Here is a 21,948-nt window from a genome sequence, read left to right as displayed (position 1 = left end):
CGGCAGAAAATTACCCTCACCACTAAACCTAAAGAATTCCTATATACCTATGCTATTAACTATTTTATTACAGGCCACTCAAACACCTGGCGGGTTCGATTATTCCAGTCTGATTCTATTTGCTGCGATGGGCCTTGTATTTTATTTTTTTATGATCCGGCCACAGCAGAAAAAGCAGAAAGACCAGAAGAAGTTCAGAGAAGAACTCAAGAAAGGCGACATGGTGGTAACAATTGGTGGCCTACATGGAAGAATTTATTCAGTAGAAGCAGATACCATTACCCTGGATGTAGATAAAGGCACTAAACTGGTGTTTGAGAAAAGTTCTGTTTCTCAGGAAGCCAGCAAAAAATATGAAACGGCTCCTACTGTGAAAAAACCTGTGCAGCAGCCTTAATAATAAATCGTTTTTGAAACAAACCGGAAACATATTATCCTGGATTTTAGAATCGCTCACGATTCGACGCAACGATGTAAAAGTAGTAGTGATGTGCCTGATGGCCGCTACTACTTTTTGGTTTTTGAATGCCCTCAACAAAGATTATTCTACCCGGCTATCGTATCCTATTGAGTTTGAGTATGACGATTCTACCTATGTGTCGGTCACTCCTCTGCCCAAAAAAGTGCGTTTGAATGTATCCGGCTATGGCTGGAACCTGCTCAAAAAGACGCTGCAGGTAAATGTAGAGCCCCTCATCTACAGGATTTCCAGTCCTTTACAAGCCAGATATATTACCGGCACCAATCTGCTTCCGTTTATTACCGAACAAATACGGGATATCCGGATCAATTATATTGTGGAAGACACCATATTTTTCGATTTTGACCGGATTACTACTAAAAAAGTAGCCTTATTAGTAGACAGCCTGGCAGTAAATCTGGCGGAAGGATACCGTATTACCAGTCCGATCAGGCTTAATCCTGCCTACATAAATTTTGAAGGGCCTTCTTCTTTATTGAAAGCCTTACCAGATTCCATTTTTGTAAATATTCCTTTAAAAAGCATAGACGAAAATTTTGAGGAAGATATTCCGGTAAATTATGTACAAAGCTCCTTAATCGAGTCTGATAATAACAGAGTAAAAGTCAATTTTAATGTTGCCTCCTTCCGCAAAGAAACGCAACTGGTGCCAGTAGCCAGGGTGAACTTTCCCAAAAAAGATAGTGTAGTATTGGCTAATCCGGTACTGGAAGTAAGCTACTGGCTCAAAAAAGAAGAAACCAATCCGGTGCGTCCGGAAGATTTCAGACTCATTGCCGATTATACGCACCTCAATAAAACTGATTCTACCATCACTATTCAGCTCGAACATAAGCCTCCTTTTGTAAGCGATGTCAGGGTAAACAAAGGTTCCATCCGGGTGTATGAAATCAAATAATGCTCCTTTACAGATCGGAATTACCGGAGGTATTGGTTCTGGTAAAAGCCTGGCCAGTAAAATTTTCTATGCGCTGGGTGTTCCGGTATATGATGCCGATACCAGGGCCAGATGGGTGATGCAGTATAACCCGGTTTTGATACAAGATATTATAACTGCTTTCGGAACTTCTGCTTATAATGCGGATACCCAACAGTTGAACCGTTCTTATCTGGCGGCACAGGTATTTAATAATGCGGAGAAAGTAGCTTTACTCAACAGCATCGTACACCCCAGAGTAGCCGAAGATTATGCAGATTGGGTGCAAGCTCATTCAAAATATCCCTATCTGTTGAAAGAAGCCGCCCTACTCTATGAAGCAGGCTCTTATCAGTTTTTAGACAAAATTATTACCGTATCTGCTCCCATTACTGTCCGGATAGAGCGCATTCGAAACCGTGATCCCCACCGTACCCTTACTGATATACAAGCGATTATGGACAAGCAATTATCAGAGGAAGAGAAATTACAAAGAGCAGATTTTATTTTATATAATGACGAAAGCCGCTTGCTCATTCCACAAATACTCGCTCTACATGAGCAATTTCTGGCAATGGCAGGAAAGACATATTAGGTAGTGATTATAATGGTAAAATACATAATAACTCAAACTTAGTCTGTAAGAGTATTACTAGGTGGCAATGAGGCCGTGCCTTAACTTGGTATATTAAAAATCACTATCAATATTAGTTAAGGGCAGGCAGTATTTTTTAACATAATTCTTTAATTACCGCAAAATTTTTATCGGCAGCTTTTCTGTAAAATTCTTTTAACTTATCAACATAAGCCAAGCAATAAGAAATCTCCTCTTGAATTTCTTCTGCTGAAGCCTTTCTAAATTCTTGATAATAGGGATAAATCTCTTCTTGTGAAATTACCTCAGCATCGAATTTACGGACAAGCTCTTCATACTTCAAACTTGAAAGGTATTCTTTAATATTTTTTACCTCATCAGCTGTAACATATAATGCTGGGCCATATCCTAAATCCAATTCTTCATCAATAGGCTCTCCACCTTGAACTACTTTTCCTGGGATAGAGGAAAAATCGAAACGGTCATGAGCAATCAAGAATTGCAGAATATCCCAAAACTTATCAAGCCATAATTCATCCTCACTGTCTTGTCCTGAAAAATAATCTTCTGTGAGAGGAGAGCTATCTAATTTTAATGCTTCTAATTCATCTTCTGAAATTGCCTTTAAGGCTAGTAACATACTCATGTTTATCCTCTGAACTAAATTTTCTATTTCTAAACACTCTTGAAACTATTACTTCCCAATCGCCTTTGCCGGATTCCCGAAAACGGTAGCTCCTGCTTTTACATCTTCTATCACTACCGAACCAGCCCCAATACGGGCACCTTTGCCTACTTTTATTCCGGAAACGATAGTTACGCCTGAACCCACAAATACATCATTGGCCAGATTTACATTGGAGTTGATAATACTGCCTGCGCCGATCTGAACAAAATCTCCCACCTGTGCCTGGTAATCTACAATAGCACCGGCATGTAAAATACAATGATTCCCAACTTTTGCACCGGTATTGATGATCACGTTGGAACTGATCAGATTACCATGCCCAATGGAAGCCATTCCTGAAATAGTAGCCCGGTTGTGAATGGCATTTACCGGCATCATTTTACGGCGCTCATTGAGCATTTCAGTCAGGTGTTTATGGAATTTGGTATCGTCGGTAGCAATAAACGCCTCGCATTTTTTTCCGATCAGCTTCAAATAACCATCATCGTCGGTGCTGCCCATTACGGATATTTCGTGCACTTCTTTGCCGTGTAATTCTTTATTGTCGTCCAGAAAGCAGTATACAATGACCTGGTTGCTTTGAAAAATATCGAGGGCGACAATGCCCAGTCCGGTGGCAGAACCAATTATAATGACAGGATTTTCCATGTGTTGTTTGTATTGTAAAAAGTCAGCAAATGTAGGATGCACTTCTCTTACAACCAAATGCAATAGTTATTCAGTAAGCATTGGTCATTGATTTAAAGTCAACAGCTTTAAACTCATTTGCTTGTACTTATTCAGGTCAGGAACAGGAATATGTTCTTCCTTAGCCATTTCGTCCCATTGGCGCATCCGGATACTTAGCTCAAATAAACTATCGTTGGCAAATGCTTCTGCTTCCCTGGCTGTCATAGGTCCACCCTGAAACTGGAGCGTCTGTTTACTTGCTTCCGATAATCGGGCATAATAATCTGGCTGGGCAAAAGTTAAATACCGTTTGGCCTGCACATGGCTTTCTACCAGTCTGGCCAATCGTTCTGAAAATCCCTTGCTCCGCAGAAAATTAGCACCTATTTTTTCGTGGCTTTTTACGCCAAATCCATTCATACTCTCACTAGCCGAGGAAGCACACAAATGACCAATGTCGTGGAAAAACGCGGCCAGAATTACTTCCTCATCATAGCCTTCTTTTTCAGCCAGCTGGGCACTTTGCGCCATATGTTCGATTTGTGAAACTGGCTCACCAATGTAATCGTTGGCACCAAATCTTTCATACAAAGAAAATATTTCATTTACTTTTGATTGAGGGATGTTTGCGTATGCATAGTTGATATATTAAGTCCTGGGTTATTCGCTTGTATGACAAGATGTGTACCTGATTCACAACTGTGGCGGCAGTAACAGGTAAATTACCAGCATAGAGGCTGGCAGGCTGGTTTTGTTCACCGGTACATGAGGTATTTTTCCGTTGAAAAATAAGGAATCACCCGTTTGCAATACTACAATTTCATCGCCCAACTGATATTCTACCTGGCCGCTGATCACATATTTAAATTCAAAGCCATCAGTAACTACCTTTTCCCGTTTCGAATGCGGTTTCAACTCTAAAATTACGGCTTCAAATGCAATATTGGCAATATTATGACTCAGGATAAACTGATACAAAAAGCCTAAGGCTTCTTCTTTTTCAAAAGGTGTATATTGCCCTGATTTTTTATGAATAAAAGGACTATTTTGCTGCATTTCTATCCCTTCGAAAAAAGCGCTCATATCTACTTTCAGCGTCTGAATAACGGAGATCAGTACAGGCAAAGAGGGAATGGTTCTCCCGGTTTCAATTTTAGACAACAATCCCTTACTGATCTGGGCTTCTTCGGCCAGTTCATGTAGCTTTATCTGCTGTTTTTGCCGGGTTTCCCGTATTTTTTTTCCGATCTTAATTAAAATATCATCATGCATCGTCGCTGGCTTTTTAAAATCCTATAGCTTATATTAGGGTGTTATTTTGCTTCATTCGTCCCAGGCATCAGTAGTCGCTCAAAATAAGCCTTTCAGTTATATCTTGTGTTAAGGCACTGTTAAGGTTTCTTTATATTAAACTAAAACTACTGTTTAAATCCAAATTCTTAACAAATCCTTAAAATAAAGTTTAATATTTGTAAACTTTATTCTTATATTTTTGGCACATTAATATGTTTATAGTAATCTGCTTAAACAGTATACAATTAGTGTTTGGATAAATGGTGTTGGATATAGGTGAATGACTTTTCATTCCGCAGTTCATGCCGCCATTTGTAAACGGAACACCCATTGTTTTTGATCATCTGTATGACAACCAGCATTAAGTTTCTATACTTAGAAAGTATGTAAATAAACAGGATGCATCAACACCATTACAAAACAATTCTTAATTCATTAGTAACCAGACAATAGCCCTATAATACAAAAACCGGAATCGCGGCAACGATCCCGGTTTCATCAAAGGCGCATGTTTGTTTCTTGTGTTACCGCTAAATAACTACTTCAACAAGTAGCATGTGGCCTTATTGTGTCTTAACAAAATCCTAAGTCTCATTAAAAACAACCAAATTTATGAAAAATCATTTACAATGCGCAGGAGCGCCACCTAAAAAAAAGCGGAGTATAACCGCAATCCGAACCTGTATTTTACTCCTGTTGGGGATGGGTCTTTCTGTATCTGGTTTTGCCCAGCAAACCCGGCAGGTTTCCGGGAAAGTTATGTCTGCGGAAGATTCTACGGCTTTACCAGGGGTAACCATTCTGGTGAAAGGTACAAATGTAGGAACCACTACCAACAGCGACGGCAGTTATACCCTGAATGTTCCGGCCCAGTCGGATAATCTGGTATTCTCGTTCATTGGCTTTATTTCCCAGGAATTAAGCATTGGTAGTCGTACGGTGTTAAATGTACGGATGGCCGTAGATGTAAAAGCCTTGTCTGAAGTGGTAGTAACAGCTTTAGGTATTGAAAAACAACAACGGGAACTTGGGTATGTTACCCAGAAAATTTCGGCAGAAAGTATTACACAAGCCAGGGAAACGAATGTGGTAAACCAGCTGGCTGGTAAAATTGCCGGGGTTACAGTCGTAAGCAGCCCGTCAGGCGTGGGTGCTTCTTCACGCATTACCATCCGGGGTGAACGGTCGCTGAATATTAATGCCAATCAGCCGCTTTTTGTGGTAGATGGTATGCCGATCAGCAATAACTTTGTGGGTTCTTCAGGCCGCAATAACCAGGATGCGGATTATGGAAACGGCGCAGGTTTTATTAATCCGGATGATATAGAATCTATTACCGTGCTGAAAGGTGCTAATGCTTCGGCTCTATATGGTTCCAGGGCAGCCAATGGCGTAATTGTAATTACTACTAAAAGTGGGAAAAATACCAAAGGGCTGGGCATCAGTGTAAATTCAAATATCACTTTCGATACGCCACTCCGGCTGCCAGATTACCAGAATGTGTACGGCCAGGGTCTGGGAGGTGAATTTAGTTTTAAAGATGGTTCTGGTGGTGGTTTGCAGGATGGGGTGGATGAAAACTGGGGACCAAAAATGGAAGGGCAACTCATTGTACAACATGATTCTCCAACCAATAAAGGGTTACGGGCAGGAGATGCCAGAGTTCCTGGTGGTCCGGGAGATGGCCAGCCTACTCCTTTCAGTCCACACCCGGATAACATAAAGGATTTCTTTGAAACCGGTAAAACCTTAACCAACAACGTTGCTTTAACAGGTAGCAATGAGTTCGGCGACTTCCGCCTTTCCTATACCAACCTGACCCAGACAGGTATTGTACCTAATACAGATCTCAACCGCAATACTTTTTCTTTGAATGGGGGTTATAAGCTGACTAAAAAGTTTACGGCCCGTGCCAATGTAAGCTATATCCGCAGCAACAGCGATAACCGGCCAAACTTGAGTTATGGTACCGAGAATATTATGTACTTGTTTAATTGCTGGTATGGCCGCCAGATCGATACCAAAAACCTCCGTAACTACTGGCAGCCGGGCTTTGAAGATATTCAGCAATACAACTTCAATTACAATTACCACGACAATCCGTATTTCAATGTGTACGAAAATACCAATGGCCAGCAGGTGAACCGTATTATTGGTAATATCACGCTGAGTTACCAGTTCACCGACTGGCTGAGCCTGCAAGCCCGTACACAAGTGGATTATTCAGATGAAATCCGGGACCGCCGCCGGGCCTTCAGTACCCAGCGCTATCCATTTGGTTCTTTCCGCCGCGAAACGGTGAAATCTCTCGAACGCAACTCAGACTTATTACTGCAATTCAATAAAAGTTTAGGCTCAGACATAACATTGAATGCAACCCTTGGGGGAAACCAGCGGGTAAATACTTTTGACTACCTGGATGTATTTGCTTCTCAATTAACCGTGCCTGGGGTATATACCTTAAATAATGCAAGGGTTCCGCTGGAATATGGAACAAACCAATCTGAGCGCAAAGTAAACAGTATTTTTGCACAAGCACAGGTAGGCTTCCGGAATTATCTCTTCCTGGATTTAACTGCCCGTAACGACTGGGCAAGTACGCTTACTTTACCAAAAGGGGTTCAGGGAAATGCGGATAACTCCTATTTTTACCCTTCTGCTTCGTTGAGCGCTGTAGTAAGCGATTTTGTTCCGCTTCCTAAATTTATCTCTTTTGCTAAAGTAAGAGCAGGCATTGCCCAGGTAGGTAACGATACGGACCCTTATCAGTTTTCTCAACCTTACAATCCACAAACGCCCTGGGGTACTACACCAACTTTCAGTGAAAACAGCCAGATTCCTAACCTGAATTTAAAACCAGAAATCAGTACTTCTCAGGAATATGGCATTGACCTGAGATTCCTGAATAACCGGGTGGGTGTAGACTTTACCTATTACCTCAATGATAGCCGTAACCAGATTATATTTATTCCCCTTGCTCCGGAAACTGGCTATTCCAGAATTGTACAGAATGCTGGTCTGATCCGGAATCAGGGCATCGAGTTGATGTTGAATCTGGTGCCGATAGAAGCGGCTAATAACGGATTCCGCTGGAATATAGACATAAACTTCTCCCGAAACCGCAGTGAGGTAAGAGAACTCGCTGATGGCATTACCAATTATACACTGGCAGACCGGTATTTTGCCGTAAATGCCATAGTTGGTGAACGTATGGGTGATATGTATGGGTTTGGTTTTCAGCGGGTAAGCAGCGATCCAACCAGCCCTTATTTCGATCCAACCGGCCAGTTTGTAGGACAGATTGTGAACTCAGATGGCAGACCCGTACGTACCGCTAATACGGTTAAACTGGGTAACTATAATCCTGACTGGCTGGGTGGTATCTATAATACTTTCTCTTATAAAGGCATCAACTTAGGCTTCCTGTTCGATATCCGGTATGGCGGTGAAGTATATTCTCACACGATGGTAGTAGGCCGGGAAGGCGGGCAACTGGTAGAAACCCTGGAAGGAAGGGCCAATGGCTATGATTTGTCTGTAGAAGGAAATGGCGTGTTTGCTCCTGGTGTGGTCATGACTAAAAATGCAGATGGCACCAATAACTTTCACACCAATGGAACCCAATCTACCGACCGTGAACTGAGTGCCCGGGAATGGAATACAGCCTTTACCTTAGGAAGAAGTGTACTGGAAGGAGCTATTTTTGATGCTACGTTTGTGAAGCTCCGTGAACTGAAATTAGGCTATACTATTCCTGACAAATTCTTAGGCAAACTGCCTTTCCGGGGTGTAAATCTTTCCCTGGTAGGCCGCAATCTGATGCTTTGGACCGATGTACCACACATTGATCCTGAAACCTCCTCAGTCTCTGGTGGAACCGTAATTCCGGGCGCTGAATCTGTAGCCATTCCTTCTACCAAAAGTATAGGCTTTAACTTAAGCTTCCGCCTGTAGTACAGCTCAATTTCCATGAACAAATGAATAATTCACCAATGACAATTGACTAAATTATGAAACGATATATAAATCTAAAGCCCGTATTCCTATGCCTGGCACTGCTAGTGTTCAATGCCTGCGATAAGGATTTTGAAGAAATCAATACCAATCCAAACGTTCCTAATTCCGTTACTCCAGACCTGTTGCTGCCGAATGTGATCCGCTCTACGGTGAATGAAGTAATGGGAACCTCCTGGGGTATTGGCAATATTGTTATTCAGCAAACAGCAAAAATCCAGTTTGTAAACGAAGACCGGTATCAATGGGGAGAAATTAACGGGATCTGGAGTACCATGTATACCAACCTGAGGGATGTAAATAATATATATGCGATTGCCGAAAAAGCCGGACAGAGCAATTATATGGGTATTTCTCTGGTAATGAAGTCCTGGATGATGTCGCTGGTAACCGACTGCTATGGAGATGCGCCATACTCCGAAGCAGCAAAAGGCAAAGAAAAAGTAGTATACCCTAAGTTTGATACCCAGGAAGAGATTTACAATGGCATTCTCGCCGACCTGGCAACAGCTAACGATTTACTGGGTTCTACGGCTGAGATTGTAAGTGGAGATATTTTATTTGGGGGAAATGTTTCCAAATGGAAAAAACTGGCCAATTCCCTGCGTTTGCGGTATCTGATGCGCATTTCTAACCGGCGCAATGTAGGTGCTGAGATGCAGGCTATTCTGACAAATCCAACGGCTACGCCTATATTTACGTCCAACGACGACAATGCGGCCCTTCAATATCTGCCTACGGTACCCAACCAGTTTCCTTTATACACGTCACGGATAGGTTCAGTGAATGAATTCCGCCTGAGCAAAACAATGGGCGACAAATTACAGCAGCTCAGTGATCCCCGATTACAGGTTTTTGCCCGTCCTACCCCTGCCTCTGCTGGCACAGCCAATCCGGTATATGTTGGCGTACCCAACGGACTCGATGATGTAGCCGCTTTGCAATACAATGGAGGCGCTAATTTCTTATCCCGTATCGGGCCTTCTTACTATATAGATGGCTTTCTTACCCCTACTCCAAAAGATCTGTCCATTGCCAAAGGCATTATTATGACCTATCCGGAATTGCAGTTTATTCTGGCCGAAGCCGCCCAGAAAGGCCTGATTACTGGTACCGCAAAAGATTATTATGAAGCCGGTGTAACAGGTTCATTCAATTATTACGGGTTAACTGTACCAGTAGGCTACCTGGAACAAACCGGTGTCGCCTTTAATCCGGCAACAGCACTGGAATTGATCGGGACGCAAAAATGGATCGCCTTGTTTTATACAGGTCTGGAAGCCTGGTTTGACTGGAGAAGAACCAATGTTCCGGCACTTACGCCTGGCGCATCCAATGTAAATGGCAACCGTATTCCGGTACGTTTTATATACCCTAGCTTTGAATTTTCGCTTAACAAAGAAAACGTAGAAGCAGCCATTGCCCGGCAAGGGGGTGTGAATGATATCAATAATAAAGTGTGGTGGGATCAATAAGCCATTCATTCCAAAATAAAAAACCTTTCCAGTAGTTAGCTGGAAAGGTTTTTTATTTTGTGGCTGCAGAAAGCTTTACTTCTACCCAGCAGAGTGACAGGATTATTGCTGGGATGGAATAGGCAATACTTTGCTGTTTTTGAATGTCGAAAGAATCACCATCGACTGCATACTGTCTATTTCTTCAATATCACTTACCCGCTCCAGCATTAGTTTCTGATACGAGGCAATGTCTTTAGAAATAATTTTTAGCAGGAAATCGCCGCTTCCGGTAATATGATGGCACTCAATAATTTCTTCAATACTCTTTATTTTCTCTACGAAAGCATCAATATAGGCCTTCTTATGTCCGATGAGGGAAACCTGTACAAAGGTAGTTACACCTAAGCCAACTTTTTCAGTGTCTAACTGGGCATGGTAGCTCCGGATCAGGCCGGCATTTTCTAATTTCTTTACTCTTTCCAGGGTGGGCGCTGGAGATAATCCAATTTCTTTGGATAGCAAGGCATTTGTAATTTTTGCATTGTTTTGCAAAATTTCCAAAATTTTCCGATCAGTCTGGTCGAGTTTAATGGCTGTAGTCATATAATGAACAAAATAAAATTTGGTGTAAAATTAGTCTTTTTCTAATACTCTATGAGTTTACATGCGAGGTTATAAGAATTAATTTATCGAGGGCTTATTATTTCTACAATACATCTTATGGTAAAAAAGTATATGAGGATAAACTTTTATTTTAAATGGGAATAAGGCGATGGCAAGCGGTTATTAAACTGTATAAAGTAATTCCTGAACTATATGCTTTCATAGCCAATATTTCGTATTTTTTTGCTATTCCTAGAATAGTTAAAAAATTTACAGCAATATTACAAATAAAATTGTGTCTTTCAAGGAACTGGCAAAATTTAACTGAACTTTAATATACTTAGTATTATCAGCTAAAGGATTAGTAATAGCAGGGCTGGATAATTCACAGGCAAGGCATTTTTATTCTGGGTTTTTGTTAAGACTTTTGCATAATCATTAACAAATAGCTTTATCGTATATTTAAACTAGTACAATATAAAGCAAAGCCATTGCATCCGATGTACATTATTAAAGTAAAAGGCAAAGCCAAAATTCCTGATTATATTCAGCTCCGGGATGAAAATTTTGTACTTATTGCCTATTTTCGTGCCGACAGGCCTTTAAAAGAAAAAGATATGATAAAATATGGCCTGGAAGGAAAAGAAACGGCACTGGAAAAATTAATACTTGATTTACCATTCGGAAAATTGCAGAAATTAGAACTTTAACCATGAATCCATTTTCTGAAGCCCCTATTGTTGAAGCCAAAAATGCCTATATCTTACAGGAATACCAGACGGTGATCAGCAAAGCCAGTTTTGAAATCCATAAGGGCGAATTTGTATACCTGATCGGCCGGACCGGCGGCGGAAAAAGTTCTTTACTGAAAACCTTATATGCCGATCTGCCCCTGCGTTCCGGTGAAATGAATGTGGCTGGTTTTCATATTCACAAGATCAAGCGGAGCGAAATTCCTTTTTTGCGGCGTAAAGTGGGAATTGTATTTCAGGACTTCCAGCTTTTCCCTGACCGCAATGTGGCAGAAAACCTACTCTTTGTAATGAAAGCCACCGGCTGGCATGACAGCGGTAAAATGAAAAACCGCCTGGCTGAAGTACTTATGCGGGTAGGATTAGGCTCAGTGGGAAATAAAATGCCCCATCAGCTTTCAGGTGGTGAACAGCAGCGGGTAGTAATTGCACGTGCCCTCATTAACGAGCCACAGATTCTTTTTGCCGATGAGCCTACCGGAAACCTGGACCCTGAGGTAGCTGAAGGTATTCTGCAATTATTTCTGGAAATTAACCGGAGCGGAACCGCCGTATTGATGGCCACCCACAACCATACTTTTTTACAGGCACATCCGGCCAGGGTGCTCAAATGCCAGAATGGCAAACTGCTCGATTCTCAGAAAGACGAGATCAGCCTGACAAATGATTAATGCAAGTAATAAGTAGTGCTTATAGTATCTTTTATTCTCACTATTGAATGGCTTCACAAGTATATGTTTGTTTGCCTAAAAAGGTACTAAATCACCATTTCCGGTATCTCCCCTCCTATTACCAGTCTACCTTCAGTGGCTTGTTTGATCTGCTCTACTGTAATCCCTGGTGCCCGTTCGATGAGTTTAAATCCACCTTCCGGTAACACATCTAGAACAGCCAGTTCGGTTACAATCTTTTTTACACATTTTAAACCGGTAAGTGGCAATGAACATTCTTTGAGTAATTTAGAAGCGCCATTTTTACTCACATGCTGCATGGCTACGATAATATTCTCAGCAGAAGCTACCAGATCCATGGCACCTCCCATTCCTTTTACCAGTTTGCCAGGAATCTTCCAGTTAGCAATATCCCCATTTTCCGATACCTCCATCGCTCCCAGAATCGTTAACTGAACATGTCCTCCCCGTATCATCGCAAAACTATCCGCAGAACTGAATATAGATGATCCTGGCAGCATGGTTATGGTTTGTTTTCCGGCATTGATCAGATCCGGATCTACTTCGTGCTCCTGAGGAAAAGGCCCAATCCCCAGCAATCCATTTTCTGATTGTAATACCACATTAATTCCCTGAGGAATATAATTAGCCACCAGTGTTGGAATACCTATTCCCAGGTTCACATACATTCCATCTTTTATTTCTCTGGCAATTCGTTTGGCGATTCCGTGTTTATCTAACATAAGAAAATGTGAAAATGTGAAAATGTGAAAATGTGAAAATGTGAAAATGTGAAAATGTTATTTTATTTTGGAAGTAATAATGATTTTAGAAATGATCTTTTTCATTTCATACAGCTTATCGAGTAGAAGTTGTGAGTCGGGATAGTTTTTTGCAAATTTACATAGCAACAGCCAATACTCTGTTTCATCTGCTTCCTTGGCTGCTATCTTAAATTTGTGTATAAAATCATTTTTACTCTCTGCGTTTTGTGCTTCCCGGATGTTGGCACCAATAGATGTTCCACTTTTTAGCAATTGATTTGCTATAACAAATTTTCTTTTTTCCTCCAGCATCTCTGCATATTCAACAATATTTAAGGCAAATTCAAAACTCAACCTGATAATAATATTTTCTTTTTTTTCCTCCATACCGCACTCAACTTATGTATTTACTTCTATCCCACTGACATATCAGACAACACTTAATTCCACTACATATTCCCTGCTCATTTTCACATTCTCACATTTCCTAATTTATCCCCTCACCGTTCTTTGTTCGATGCGCTTTTCATACTGTTGTCCCTGAAAAATACGCTGCACAAAAATTCCAGGTGTATGCACTTGATTGGGGTCCAGCGTGCCTACAGGAACGAGTTCCTCTACCTCTGCAATAGTTATCTTTCCGGCAGTAGCCATCATCGGGTTAAAATTCCGGGCAGTACCCCGGTAAATCAGATTTCCGGCTGTATCCCCTTTCCAGGCTTTTACCAGTGAAAAATCAGCCCTCAGCCACTTTTCCATCAGGTACATTTTTCCGTCGAACTCCCTGGTTTCTTTGCCTTCGGCAACTTCGGTACCATAGCCAGCTGGGGTGAAAAAAGCAGGAATTCCAGCTCCGCCGGCACGTATTCTTTCTGCCAGTGTACCCTGCGGAATAAGTTCTACTTCCAGCTCGCCAGAGAGCAACTGGCGTTCAAATTCTGCGTTCTCTCCTACATAAGAAGATATCATTTTTTTTATCTGCCGCCCTTTCAACATAAGACCAATTCCAAAATCGTCTACCCCAGCATTGTTGGAAATACAGGTGAGGTTTTTGATATTCTTCCTCAGTAAAGCACTGATGCAATTTTCAGGAATGCCGCACAAACCAAAACCGCCCAGCATCAGGGTAACACCATCTGGTATATCGGCTATAGCCTGGTCTGCGTTTTCAAACACTTTGTTTATCATATCATCAGAAAATTTAAAATAATCCACCCGATTTTTTAAATCTTTTCCAGTTTAGGATTTTAAAGATTCATCCGCTTTTGGGCTTATTATGCTTTTCGTACAACATCTGAATAATACCATCTTTTAGCCCTACATCCGGCACAATAATTTCTTCGGCATGCGCCCACTTCATCGCCGACAGGTAGATATCCGTAGCCGGCACAATTACATCTGCCCGGTCAGGGTTGAGCTGGAGGTGATTGATACGTTCATCGAGCGAAAATCCGGCTATGTAGGATTGCACCCTGGCCGCTTCGGTACGGGTGATGGAGGTTTCAGTTTTTTTAACGGCCATTTCAAAAATCTTACTGATGTTACCTCCAGTCCCAATGGCGGTTAATGGCATTTGCATCCCATGAATATGATCTTCTATCCACTCTTTCATTTTACGCCAGGTCAGCGGTGATTCGCTGTGTTCCAGGTGGCGTACCGAACCGATTTTAAACGATTTAGCTGCCACTTTTACCTTATTTTTATACAGATTCAGTTCAGTGCTGCCTCCGCCCACATCTATGTGAATATAATCTTTATCCGCCATCAGGTAACTCACAATCGCCCTATTGGTAAGTTCTGCCTCCCGGCTTCCTTCAATTACATGAATGCGCATCCCCAGCTTTGCATGGACTCTGGACGTAATTTCGGCAGAATTATCAGCCTCCCGCATGGCAGAAGTCGCACATATAAAATAATCTTTCACTTCATGCAATTCCATCAACAGTTTAAAAGAATGCAATAGCTTCATAAGCTTTTCCTCCCGGTCCGGGCCAATCACACGAATAGTAAACACATCATGGCCCAGGCGGAGCGGGAAACGCACATATTCAACTTTTTTAAAATTCACCTGCATCCCATCGTGCAGTACTTTGGTGATTTGTAGTCGGGCGGCATTAGAGCCGATGTCAATGGCTGCAAGTTTCAATAGAAGAGAGTTAGTATGTGTTAGAAAATTAAAATTGTAAAATAAGACGTGACAATTTAATAAAATTACCAAAATATTATGTCCACCTTTCACGGTTACATACTGTTTGCGGTTACCTAAACGGCCCTTATTCTAGTTTCTGGGAATCAAGGCAGTATAATACTTTTTCTCGCAAAGTACCTATTAGAAGGTGTCTTATTTTTTACAGAACCTGTTTCAACATAAATCAGATCTTCATTTTGCTGCTTAAAATCAATTAGATTGGTACATGTACAAAATCTGAGCATTTACACCATTTCTGACAAAAGGAATTATAGTATACTGCACACCGGATACACATGGTATTTATTGCGTGTGGTGTTATCCCTGTTTGTATGAAAAAGGCTTCCAGCTATAAAATCCTGGTTCTGACTGAAGACACAGCTGCCTTTGAGCAGTATGCGGCTTTATTAGCAGCAGAGGTAGCCTATTCCTTTGATTTGCATCATTTTACATCTATTGCACTGGCACCTGCTGAAATCGAAAAATACCGGCCGCACTGTATATTGATGGACGCCGATATCCAGGCAGAGGCTACTATTCAATTTCTACAGGAGCTTAAGCATAGCAAATCATACAGGCGGTATCCGGTCATCTGGATTACAGCGGTGAATGACGCCAAAGCCATTTCCAGGTCTATTAAAATGGGAGTTCAGGATGTACTTATTACAAGTGAACTTTCCACTGAATTGATGGTGAGCACCATTGTGCGGCTTGTAAAAAACAGCCGGTTTATCGAACAGCTCAAGGAACAACGCAAATTATTGCTCAATAAAAACAAGGAACTGAGCGAGTATAAAAAATACCTGGAAATGCGTGTGATGAGCCGCACTGCCGAACTGAAAGATTCTTATGAACAGCTGGTGGAAGAAATGACCTTGCGTAAACATATTGAAGAACAACTCACTTCCCGTAATAAAGAACTCGATACCTTCGTCTATAAAGCGTCTCATGACTTAAAAGGTCCTCTTGCCTCTCTGATAGGGGTTACCAATATTGCCAGGATAGATTTAACTGATCCATTATCAGTAAAATACCTTGCTATGATCAGTGACAGTGCCCAGAAACTTAACTCTACCCTGGCTAACTTACTGGAAGTGACCAAGATTAAATACATGGATGCTGAAATAAAGGAAGTGAACTTTCAGGGTTTACTCGAACAGGTTACGGCTCCCTTGCAGAAAAGAATGGAAGAAGCACAGGTAACACTCAAATTGTCTGTTCAGCAACCAAAATCATTTTTCAGCGATCCTTTCTTAATCAGTACTTTGTTGAATAACCTGATTGATAACTCGATTAACTATCGATCTGATGATACAAGTGCTTTTATTACCATAGACATCAGTTCTAAAGAAAATAACATGGAAATTACGATAATGGATAATGGACAGGGCATAGAAAAGGAGGTACAATCCAAAGTATTTGATATGTTTTTCCGGCACAACATGCAGGCAAAAGGTTCAGGCTTAGGTTTATATATAGTAAAAAATTGTGTGGAGAAACTCAATGGTACGCTTACTTTGTTAAGTGAACCAGGCGTAGGAACGGAGATAAAAATCACACTTCCTAACCTCAAACAGGAATAATTAAGGATAAAATTTAAGTAAACTATGCCAATACAATTATTATTTTTTTATTAATAATTGTTTGTTTATTTTTACATCAATTTCAATACAACTTATCCAGAAAGACGGAGGGAATGGACCCGATGATGTCTTAGCAACCTTTTCAGTGACAATGAAGAAAGAAAAAAGATAATAAAATATTCATTCTCATTATCAATTTATCATTGAATTACGGTGCTACTTTCCACTTAAGAGCCATAACTCTTAAGGAAGATAAGGAAGATGCTACCCTATAGCCCTCCCCCTTACTGAATAAGCTCTGTAATGATACTGTGTGCAAGCCCTATGGCTACGGCCGTTTGTTTGTACATGTGTTCACAAAGAAAATATATAGGTTAGATGAATATTACAGAACTGCTCAACAAACGTATCCTGGTGCTCGATGGAGCCATGGGAACCATGATTCAACGCTACAAGCTGGAAGAAGCTGATTACCGGGGCGCACGTTTTAAAGATTTCCCTCATGATCTGAAGGGCAATAATGATCTGCTTTCTTTAACCCAGCCGCAGATTATCAGGCAAATTCACCGTCAGTACTTTGAAGCCGGAGCCGATATTGCCGAAACCAATACTTTCAGCGGCACTTCTATTGCCATGGCCGATTATCATATGGAGCATCTGGTATATGAGTTGAATTATGAGTCAGCCAGAATTGCAAAGGAAGTCGCCCAGGAATTTACCAAAGCCAATCCGGATAAACCCCGTTTTGTGGCTGGTTCTATTGGCCCAACAAACCGTACGGCTTCTCTTTCGCCGGATGTAAATAACCCTGGCTACCGGGCTGTTTCCTTCGACGAACTGGTTACCGCCTATACTGAGCAGGTAAAAGGCCTGATGGATGGTGGCGCAGATTTACTGCTGGTTGAAACTATTTTTGACACATTAAATGCCAAAGCCGCTTTATTTGCCATTGAGCAGTATTTTGATGCAATAGGAAAACGGATTCCGGTAATGGTATCCGGCACCATTACCGATGCCAGCGGACGTACCCTTTCCGGACAAACCCTAGAGGCATTTTTATATTCCGTTTCGCATATTCCGCTCATGAGCGTGGGCTTCAATTGTGCCCTGGGTGCAGATTTGCTTCGCCCTTATGTGGAAGAATTAGCCAACAAAGCGCCTTTCTTCACTTCAGCCCACCCCAATGCCGGATTACCGAATGAGTTTGGTGAATACGATGAATCACCAGAACACATGGCCACTGTGATTGAAGACTTTTTACAACACAACTTTATCAATGTAATTGGTGGTTGTTGTGGCACCACACCCGATCATATCAAGGCTATTGCTGATGTAGCTGCTAAATATCCTCCACGCCAGGTTCCTACAGATGACCACTTACCCAAATTCAGCGGACTGGAACCATTAAAGATATTTCCCGGAGCCAACTTTGTCAATATCGGTGAACGTACCAATGTAACTGGTTCAAAAGCGTTTGCCCGTCTGATTAAAGCCGGAGATTTTGAAGCCGCTCTGTCTGTAGCCCGCAATCAGGTAGAAGGCGGTGCACAGGTGATCGACGTAAATATGGATGAAGGCATGCTCGATTCTGAAGCCGCTATGGTCACTTTCCTCAACCTGATCGCTTCTGAGCCGGATATTGCCAAACTGCCTATCATGATCGACTCTTCCAAATGGTCGGTAATTGAAGCAGGCTTAAAATGTGTACAGGGGAAAGCCATTGTCAATTCTATTTCTCTCAAAGAAGGAGAAGAGAAATTTAAAGAATATGCCACTAAAGTAAAACGCTATGGAGCTGCTGCGGTTATTATGGCCTTCGATGAACAAGGCCAGGCTGATTCCTATGAGCGTAGAATAGAAATTTGCGAACGTGCGTATACTATTCTGACCAAAGAACTCAACTTCCCGCCCGAAGACATCATTTTCGACCCCAATATTCTCACGGTAGCTACCGGTATTGAAGAGCATAATAACTATGCCGTTGATTTTATAAAAGCGACCGAGTGGATCAAGAAAAACCTGCCTTATGCGAAAGTAAGCGGTGGAGTAAGCAATATTTCCTTTAGTTTCCGGGGCAATGATGTAGTCCGGGAGGCCATGCACTCTGCTTTCCTCTACCGGGCTATTAAAGCAGGTATGGATATGGGGATTGTCAACGCCGGGATGATTGCGGTGTATGAGGATATTCCCAAAGACCTATTAGAACTGGTAGAAGATGTATTGTGGAACCGCCGTGCGGATAGTACGGAGAGACTGGTAAATTTTGCAGAAAGCATCAAATCCAAAGGTAAAGAGCAGATAAAAGACGAAAGCTGGCGGCAAGGAACCGTACAGCAGCGATTAACACACTCTCTTGTAAAAGGAGTAGTAGACTACATTGATCAGGACATAGAAGAAGCCCGTCAGCAATATGACAAACCTTTGCAGGTGATTGAAGGCCCCTTAATGGATGGTATGAACGTAGTGGGTGATCTGTTTGGCGAAGGAAAAATGTTTCTGCCACAGGTCGTAAAAAGCGCCCGGGTGATGAAAAAAGCCGTAGCCTACTTATTGCCTTATATCGAAGCTGAGAAAGTGAGGTATGCAGCAGCCAACCCCAATGAAAAATCAGATAGCAAAGGCGATACAGCCGGCAAAATTCTGATGGCTACTGTAAAAGGGGATGTACATGATATTGGAAAAAACATTGTAGGCGTCGTACTGGGCTGCAACAATTATGAAGTAATTGATCTGGGTGTGATGGTGCCTGCCGAAAAAATCCTGCAAACGGCCAGAGAACACAATGTAGATATTATTGGTCTGAGCGGATTAATTACACCTTCTCTGGATGAAATGGTGCATGTAGCCAAAGAAATGGAACGCCAGGGTTTTAAGATACCGTTGCTCATTGGCGGAGCCACTACTTCCCGGATTCATACCGCCGTAAAAATTGCGCCTAATTACTCTGGGGCAGTAGTTCACGTACTGGATGCCAGCCGGAGCGTACCGGTAGCCGGCAAACTAGCGAATATGAAATCTATCGGCGAGTTTTCGGCTGAAATTAAAGCAGAATATGAAAAACTACGTCTGGACCATGCCTCCCGCCAGAAGGATAAAAATTATATTCCGATTGAAAAAGCCAGGGAGAACCGGACAAAAATTGACTGGGAATCTACTAAAATTACCAAGCCTGCTTTTTTAGGTAATAAGTATTTTCATGACTATGACCTGGCCGAAATCGCCAGGTATATAGACTGGACTCCTTTCTTCCAGACCTGGCAGTTGCAGGGCAAATATCCCAAAATTTTCGATAACCCAACGGTAGGAGTTGAAGCCAAAAAGCTGTTTGAGGATGCAAATGCGCTTTTGCAGGAAGTAATTGAAAAGAAATTACTTACAGCCAAAGCGGTAATTGGTTTTTATCCGGCTAATGCTGTAGATGATGATGTTATTTTGTATGATTTTGAAGAGAAAGAAGTAGAAGTTGCCTGCGACAAACATGGAAGCCATACCTCTCTCAATTATCAATTAAAAGCGATGAATGGTTCAGCGGCGAAATATGCGCCGGAAATTACAAAACATGCTAAGTTTGAAATAGGCAATAAAATTCATTTCCTGCGTCAGCAAGGGCAAAAAGGGGCTAATCTTCCCAATATTTCCCTATCTGACTTTGTAGCACCTATCGAAACAGGCAAAGCCGACTATATTGGCGCTTTTGCGGTAACAGCTGGTATTGGCATAGAAAAGCTGATTGAGCGATTTGAAAAAGACCATGACGATTACAACAGCATCATGATCAAAGCCATTGCAGATAGGTTAGCTGAAGCTTTTGCTGAACTCATGCATGCAAGGGTAAGAAAAGAATTCTGGGGCTACGACCGTAAGGAAAGTTTGAGCAACGAAGACCTGATTGAGGAAAAATACCAGGGCATTCGTCCGGCCCCCGGTTATCCAGCCTGCCCGGATCATACCGAAAAACGTATCTTATTCGATCTATTGGATGCTGAAAACCAGGTTGATATAAAACTCACTGAAAGTTTTGCGATGTATCCGGCTTCTTCTGTGAGTGGATGGTATTTTTCACATCCGGAATCTAAATATTTCGGATTGGGCAAAATTGCTAAAGACCAGGTAGAAGAATATGCCAGGCGCAAAGGGATGTCTGTGGAAGATGCCGAAAGATGGCTGGCTCCTAATCTGAATTATGACTAAATAGTATAATCTACTTTAAAATATCAATTCATCTAAAGAAGTTTTCTAAAACAGAAATGACCAAAGTAACCCAAGTCATTAAAGACGCACAGAACAAAACACTTTTCTCTTTTGAAATCCTGCCTCCTTTAAAAGGCGAAAGTATCCACAGCTTATTTGAGGCGATTGAGCCTTTAATGGAATTTAAACCTCCGTTCATTGATGTAACCTATCACCGGGAAGAATACATCTATAAAAAACGGGAAAATGGGCTACTGGAAAAAATTTCTACCCGTAAACGTCCTGGAACAGTGGGGATTTGTGCAGCTATTATGAATCGTTTCCATGTAGATGCTGTCCCACACATTATCTGTGGTGGTTTTACCAAGGAAGAAACAGAAAATGCCTTAATTGATTTAAGCTTTTTAGGAATTGAGAATGTACTGGTACTCCGGGGTGATCCTATTAAAACGGAGCCTACTTTTAGCCCCGAGCCGGATGGACATCATTATGCAACAGATCTGCTCAAGCAGGTATGCAACATGAATAAAGGAATGTATCTGGATGAAGAAATGAAAACGCCTATTGCCACTGAGTTTTGTATTGGCGTAGCAGGGTATCCGGAAAAACATTTTGAAGCGCCCAACTTACGTACTGATATTAAGTACCTGAAAAAGAAACAGGAACTGGGAGCCGATTATGTAGTAACCCAGATGTTTTTCGATAATGAAAAATACTGTGACTGGGTAAATAAATGCCGGGAAGAAGGCATTACCATCCCGATCATTCCGGGTTTAAAGCCGATTACTACTAAAAAGCAGATAACCGTACTGCCCCGTATTTTCCATATCGATATTCCGGATGCATTGGCCGAAGCTGTTGAAAACTGTAAAACAGACGCAGAAGCCAAGCAAGTAGGTATAGAATGGTGCATTCAGCAATCCAAAGAACTCATGAAATTTGGTGTGCCAGTGCTGCATTATTATTCCATGGGCAAATCCGACACGGTAAAGAAAATAGCCTCAGCCTTGTTTTAATAGTTAAATGGCTGGATGGTTTAATTGCTGAGGAAGTCTTGAATCATCCAGCTATTCAACAATTCGA

Annotated in this window: 19 protein-coding genes and 1 riboswitch; of the genes, 10 read left to right on the top strand and 9 right to left on the bottom strand. The window is 41.7% G+C overall.

Translation table 11 applies throughout. The features are described 5' to 3' along the window. The first annotated feature begins 49 nt into the window (after window positions 1-49). From yajC to coaE, 3 genes are read left to right on the top strand one after another with little or no spacing between them, the layout of a single operon-like run. Complete coding sequence (yajC, locus tag GXP67_RS25960) at window positions 50-397, top strand: preprotein translocase subunit YajC (RefSeq protein ID WP_162445819.1); 348 nt, start codon at window positions 50-52, stop codon at window positions 395-397. Between the two features lie 13 nt (window positions 398-410). Further along, window positions 411-1,379 carry a YbbR-like domain-containing protein gene (locus tag GXP67_RS25955; protein WP_162445818.1) on the top strand — a complete coding sequence of 323 codons (969 nt, stop codon included), beginning with the start codon at window positions 411-413 and terminating at the stop codon, window positions 1,377-1,379. Further along, entirely contained in the window at window positions 1,366-1,992 is a 627-nt protein-coding gene (gene coaE, locus GXP67_RS25950; RefSeq protein WP_162445817.1) for a dephospho-CoA kinase, read from the top strand. Before GXP67_RS25955 ends, coaE begins: the two co-directional genes overlap by 14 nt. Before the next feature lie 136 nt (window positions 1,993-2,128). Here coaE and GXP67_RS25945 read toward each other — a convergent pair whose 3' ends face one another. The 4 genes from GXP67_RS25945 to GXP67_RS25930 form a co-directional block, all read right to left on the bottom strand. Continuing rightward, entirely contained in the window at window positions 2,129-2,632 is a 504-nt protein-coding gene (locus GXP67_RS25945) for a YfbM family protein (RefSeq protein ID WP_162445816.1), read from the bottom strand. A gap of 54 nt (window positions 2,633-2,686) precedes the next feature. Next, window positions 2,687-3,328 (bottom strand): NeuD/PglB/VioB family sugar acetyltransferase, encoded by a 642-nt coding sequence (locus GXP67_RS25940; protein WP_162448061.1) that lies wholly within the window; start codon window positions 3,326-3,328, stop codon window positions 2,687-2,689. 84 nt (window positions 3,329-3,412) lie between these two features. Continuing rightward, entirely contained in the window at window positions 3,413-3,940 is a 528-nt protein-coding gene (locus tag GXP67_RS25935; protein ID WP_232064596.1) for a phosphonate degradation HD-domain oxygenase, read from the bottom strand. Window positions 3,941-4,042: 102 nt separating this feature from the next. After that, the gene (locus tag GXP67_RS25930) at window positions 4,043-4,621 is read right to left on the bottom strand and encodes a helix-turn-helix domain-containing protein (protein WP_162445815.1); all 579 of its coding nucleotides are present in this window, start codon (window positions 4,619-4,621) and stop codon (window positions 4,043-4,045) included. A gap of 633 nt (window positions 4,622-5,254) precedes the next feature. Between GXP67_RS25930 and GXP67_RS25925 the strand changes: the two genes are divergently transcribed. Continuing rightward, a complete protein-coding gene (locus tag GXP67_RS25925) occupies window positions 5,255-8,596 on the top strand; it encodes a SusC/RagA family TonB-linked outer membrane protein (RefSeq protein WP_162445814.1) in 3,342 nt (1,113 codons plus the stop codon). Window positions 8,597-8,652: 56 nt separating this feature from the next. After that, a complete protein-coding gene (locus GXP67_RS25920; RefSeq protein ID WP_162445813.1) occupies window positions 8,653-10,131 on the top strand; it encodes a SusD/RagB family nutrient-binding outer membrane lipoprotein in 1,479 nt (492 codons plus the stop codon). A gap of 102 nt (window positions 10,132-10,233) precedes the next feature. Here the strand turns inward: GXP67_RS25920 and GXP67_RS25915 are convergent, their stop codons facing one another. Beyond that, window positions 10,234-10,716, bottom strand: coding sequence for an Lrp/AsnC family transcriptional regulator (locus GXP67_RS25915; RefSeq protein WP_162445812.1), 483 nt, complete (start codon window positions 10,714-10,716; stop codon window positions 10,234-10,236). A 500-nt stretch (window positions 10,717-11,216) separates the two neighbouring features. Here GXP67_RS25915 and GXP67_RS25910 point away from each other — a divergent pair, with 500 nt between their 5' ends. Continuing rightward, the gene (locus tag GXP67_RS25910; RefSeq protein WP_162445811.1) at window positions 11,217-11,426 is read left to right on the top strand and encodes a fructose-6-phosphate aldolase; all 210 of its coding nucleotides are present in this window, start codon (window positions 11,217-11,219) and stop codon (window positions 11,424-11,426) included. A 2-nt stretch (window positions 11,427-11,428) separates the two neighbouring features. Then, the gene (locus GXP67_RS25905) at window positions 11,429-12,139 is read left to right on the top strand and encodes a cell division ATP-binding protein FtsE (protein ID WP_162445810.1); all 711 of its coding nucleotides are present in this window, start codon (window positions 11,429-11,431) and stop codon (window positions 12,137-12,139) included. A gap of 86 nt (window positions 12,140-12,225) precedes the next feature. Here the strand turns inward: GXP67_RS25905 and GXP67_RS25900 are convergent, their stop codons facing one another. The 4 genes from GXP67_RS25900 to GXP67_RS25885 form a co-directional block, all read right to left on the bottom strand. Then, the gene (locus GXP67_RS25900; protein WP_162445809.1) at window positions 12,226-12,882 is read right to left on the bottom strand and encodes a 3-oxoacid CoA-transferase subunit B; all 657 of its coding nucleotides are present in this window, start codon (window positions 12,880-12,882) and stop codon (window positions 12,226-12,228) included. Between the two features lie 57 nt (window positions 12,883-12,939). Further along, complete coding sequence (locus GXP67_RS25895; protein WP_162445808.1) at window positions 12,940-13,290, bottom strand: four helix bundle protein; 351 nt, start codon at window positions 13,288-13,290, stop codon at window positions 12,940-12,942. Window positions 13,291-13,395: 105 nt separating this feature from the next. Beyond that, window positions 13,396-14,091 carry a CoA transferase subunit A gene (locus GXP67_RS25890; protein WP_162445807.1) on the bottom strand — a complete coding sequence of 232 codons (696 nt, stop codon included), beginning with the start codon at window positions 14,089-14,091 and terminating at the stop codon, window positions 13,396-13,398. Between the two features lie 67 nt (window positions 14,092-14,158). Continuing rightward, window positions 14,159-15,049: a Ppx/GppA phosphatase family protein gene (locus GXP67_RS25885; RefSeq protein ID WP_162445806.1), complete on the bottom strand. Its 891-nt coding sequence runs from the start codon at window positions 15,047-15,049 to the stop codon at window positions 14,159-14,161. 374 nt (window positions 15,050-15,423) lie between these two features. Between GXP67_RS25885 and GXP67_RS25880 the strand changes: the two genes are divergently transcribed. From GXP67_RS25880 to metF, 3 genes are all read left to right on the top strand, one after another. After that, a complete protein-coding gene (locus tag GXP67_RS25880) occupies window positions 15,424-16,674 on the top strand; it encodes an ATP-binding response regulator (protein ID WP_162445805.1) in 1,251 nt (416 codons plus the stop codon). An 89-nt stretch (window positions 16,675-16,763) separates the two neighbouring features. Beyond that, a riboswitch (SAM riboswitch) is annotated at window positions 16,764-16,933 on the top strand. Between the two features lie 119 nt (window positions 16,934-17,052). Then, the gene (gene metH / locus GXP67_RS25875; RefSeq protein ID WP_162445804.1) at window positions 17,053-20,865 is read left to right on the top strand and encodes a methionine synthase; all 3,813 of its coding nucleotides are present in this window, start codon (window positions 17,053-17,055) and stop codon (window positions 20,863-20,865) included. A 56-nt stretch (window positions 20,866-20,921) separates the two neighbouring features. After that, window positions 20,922-21,881, top strand: coding sequence for a methylenetetrahydrofolate reductase [NAD(P)H] (gene metF, locus GXP67_RS25870; RefSeq protein ID WP_162445803.1), 960 nt, complete (start codon window positions 20,922-20,924; stop codon window positions 21,879-21,881). Window positions 21,882-21,948: the final 67 nt, after the last annotated feature.

The organism is Rhodocytophaga rosea (genome assembly GCF_010119975.1).
GTDB lineage: Bacteria > Bacteroidota > Bacteroidia > Cytophagales > 172606-1 > Rhodocytophaga > Rhodocytophaga rosea.
Note: the sequence above shows the minus strand (reverse complement) of the source record. Positions and strands in the feature narration are given on the sequence as shown.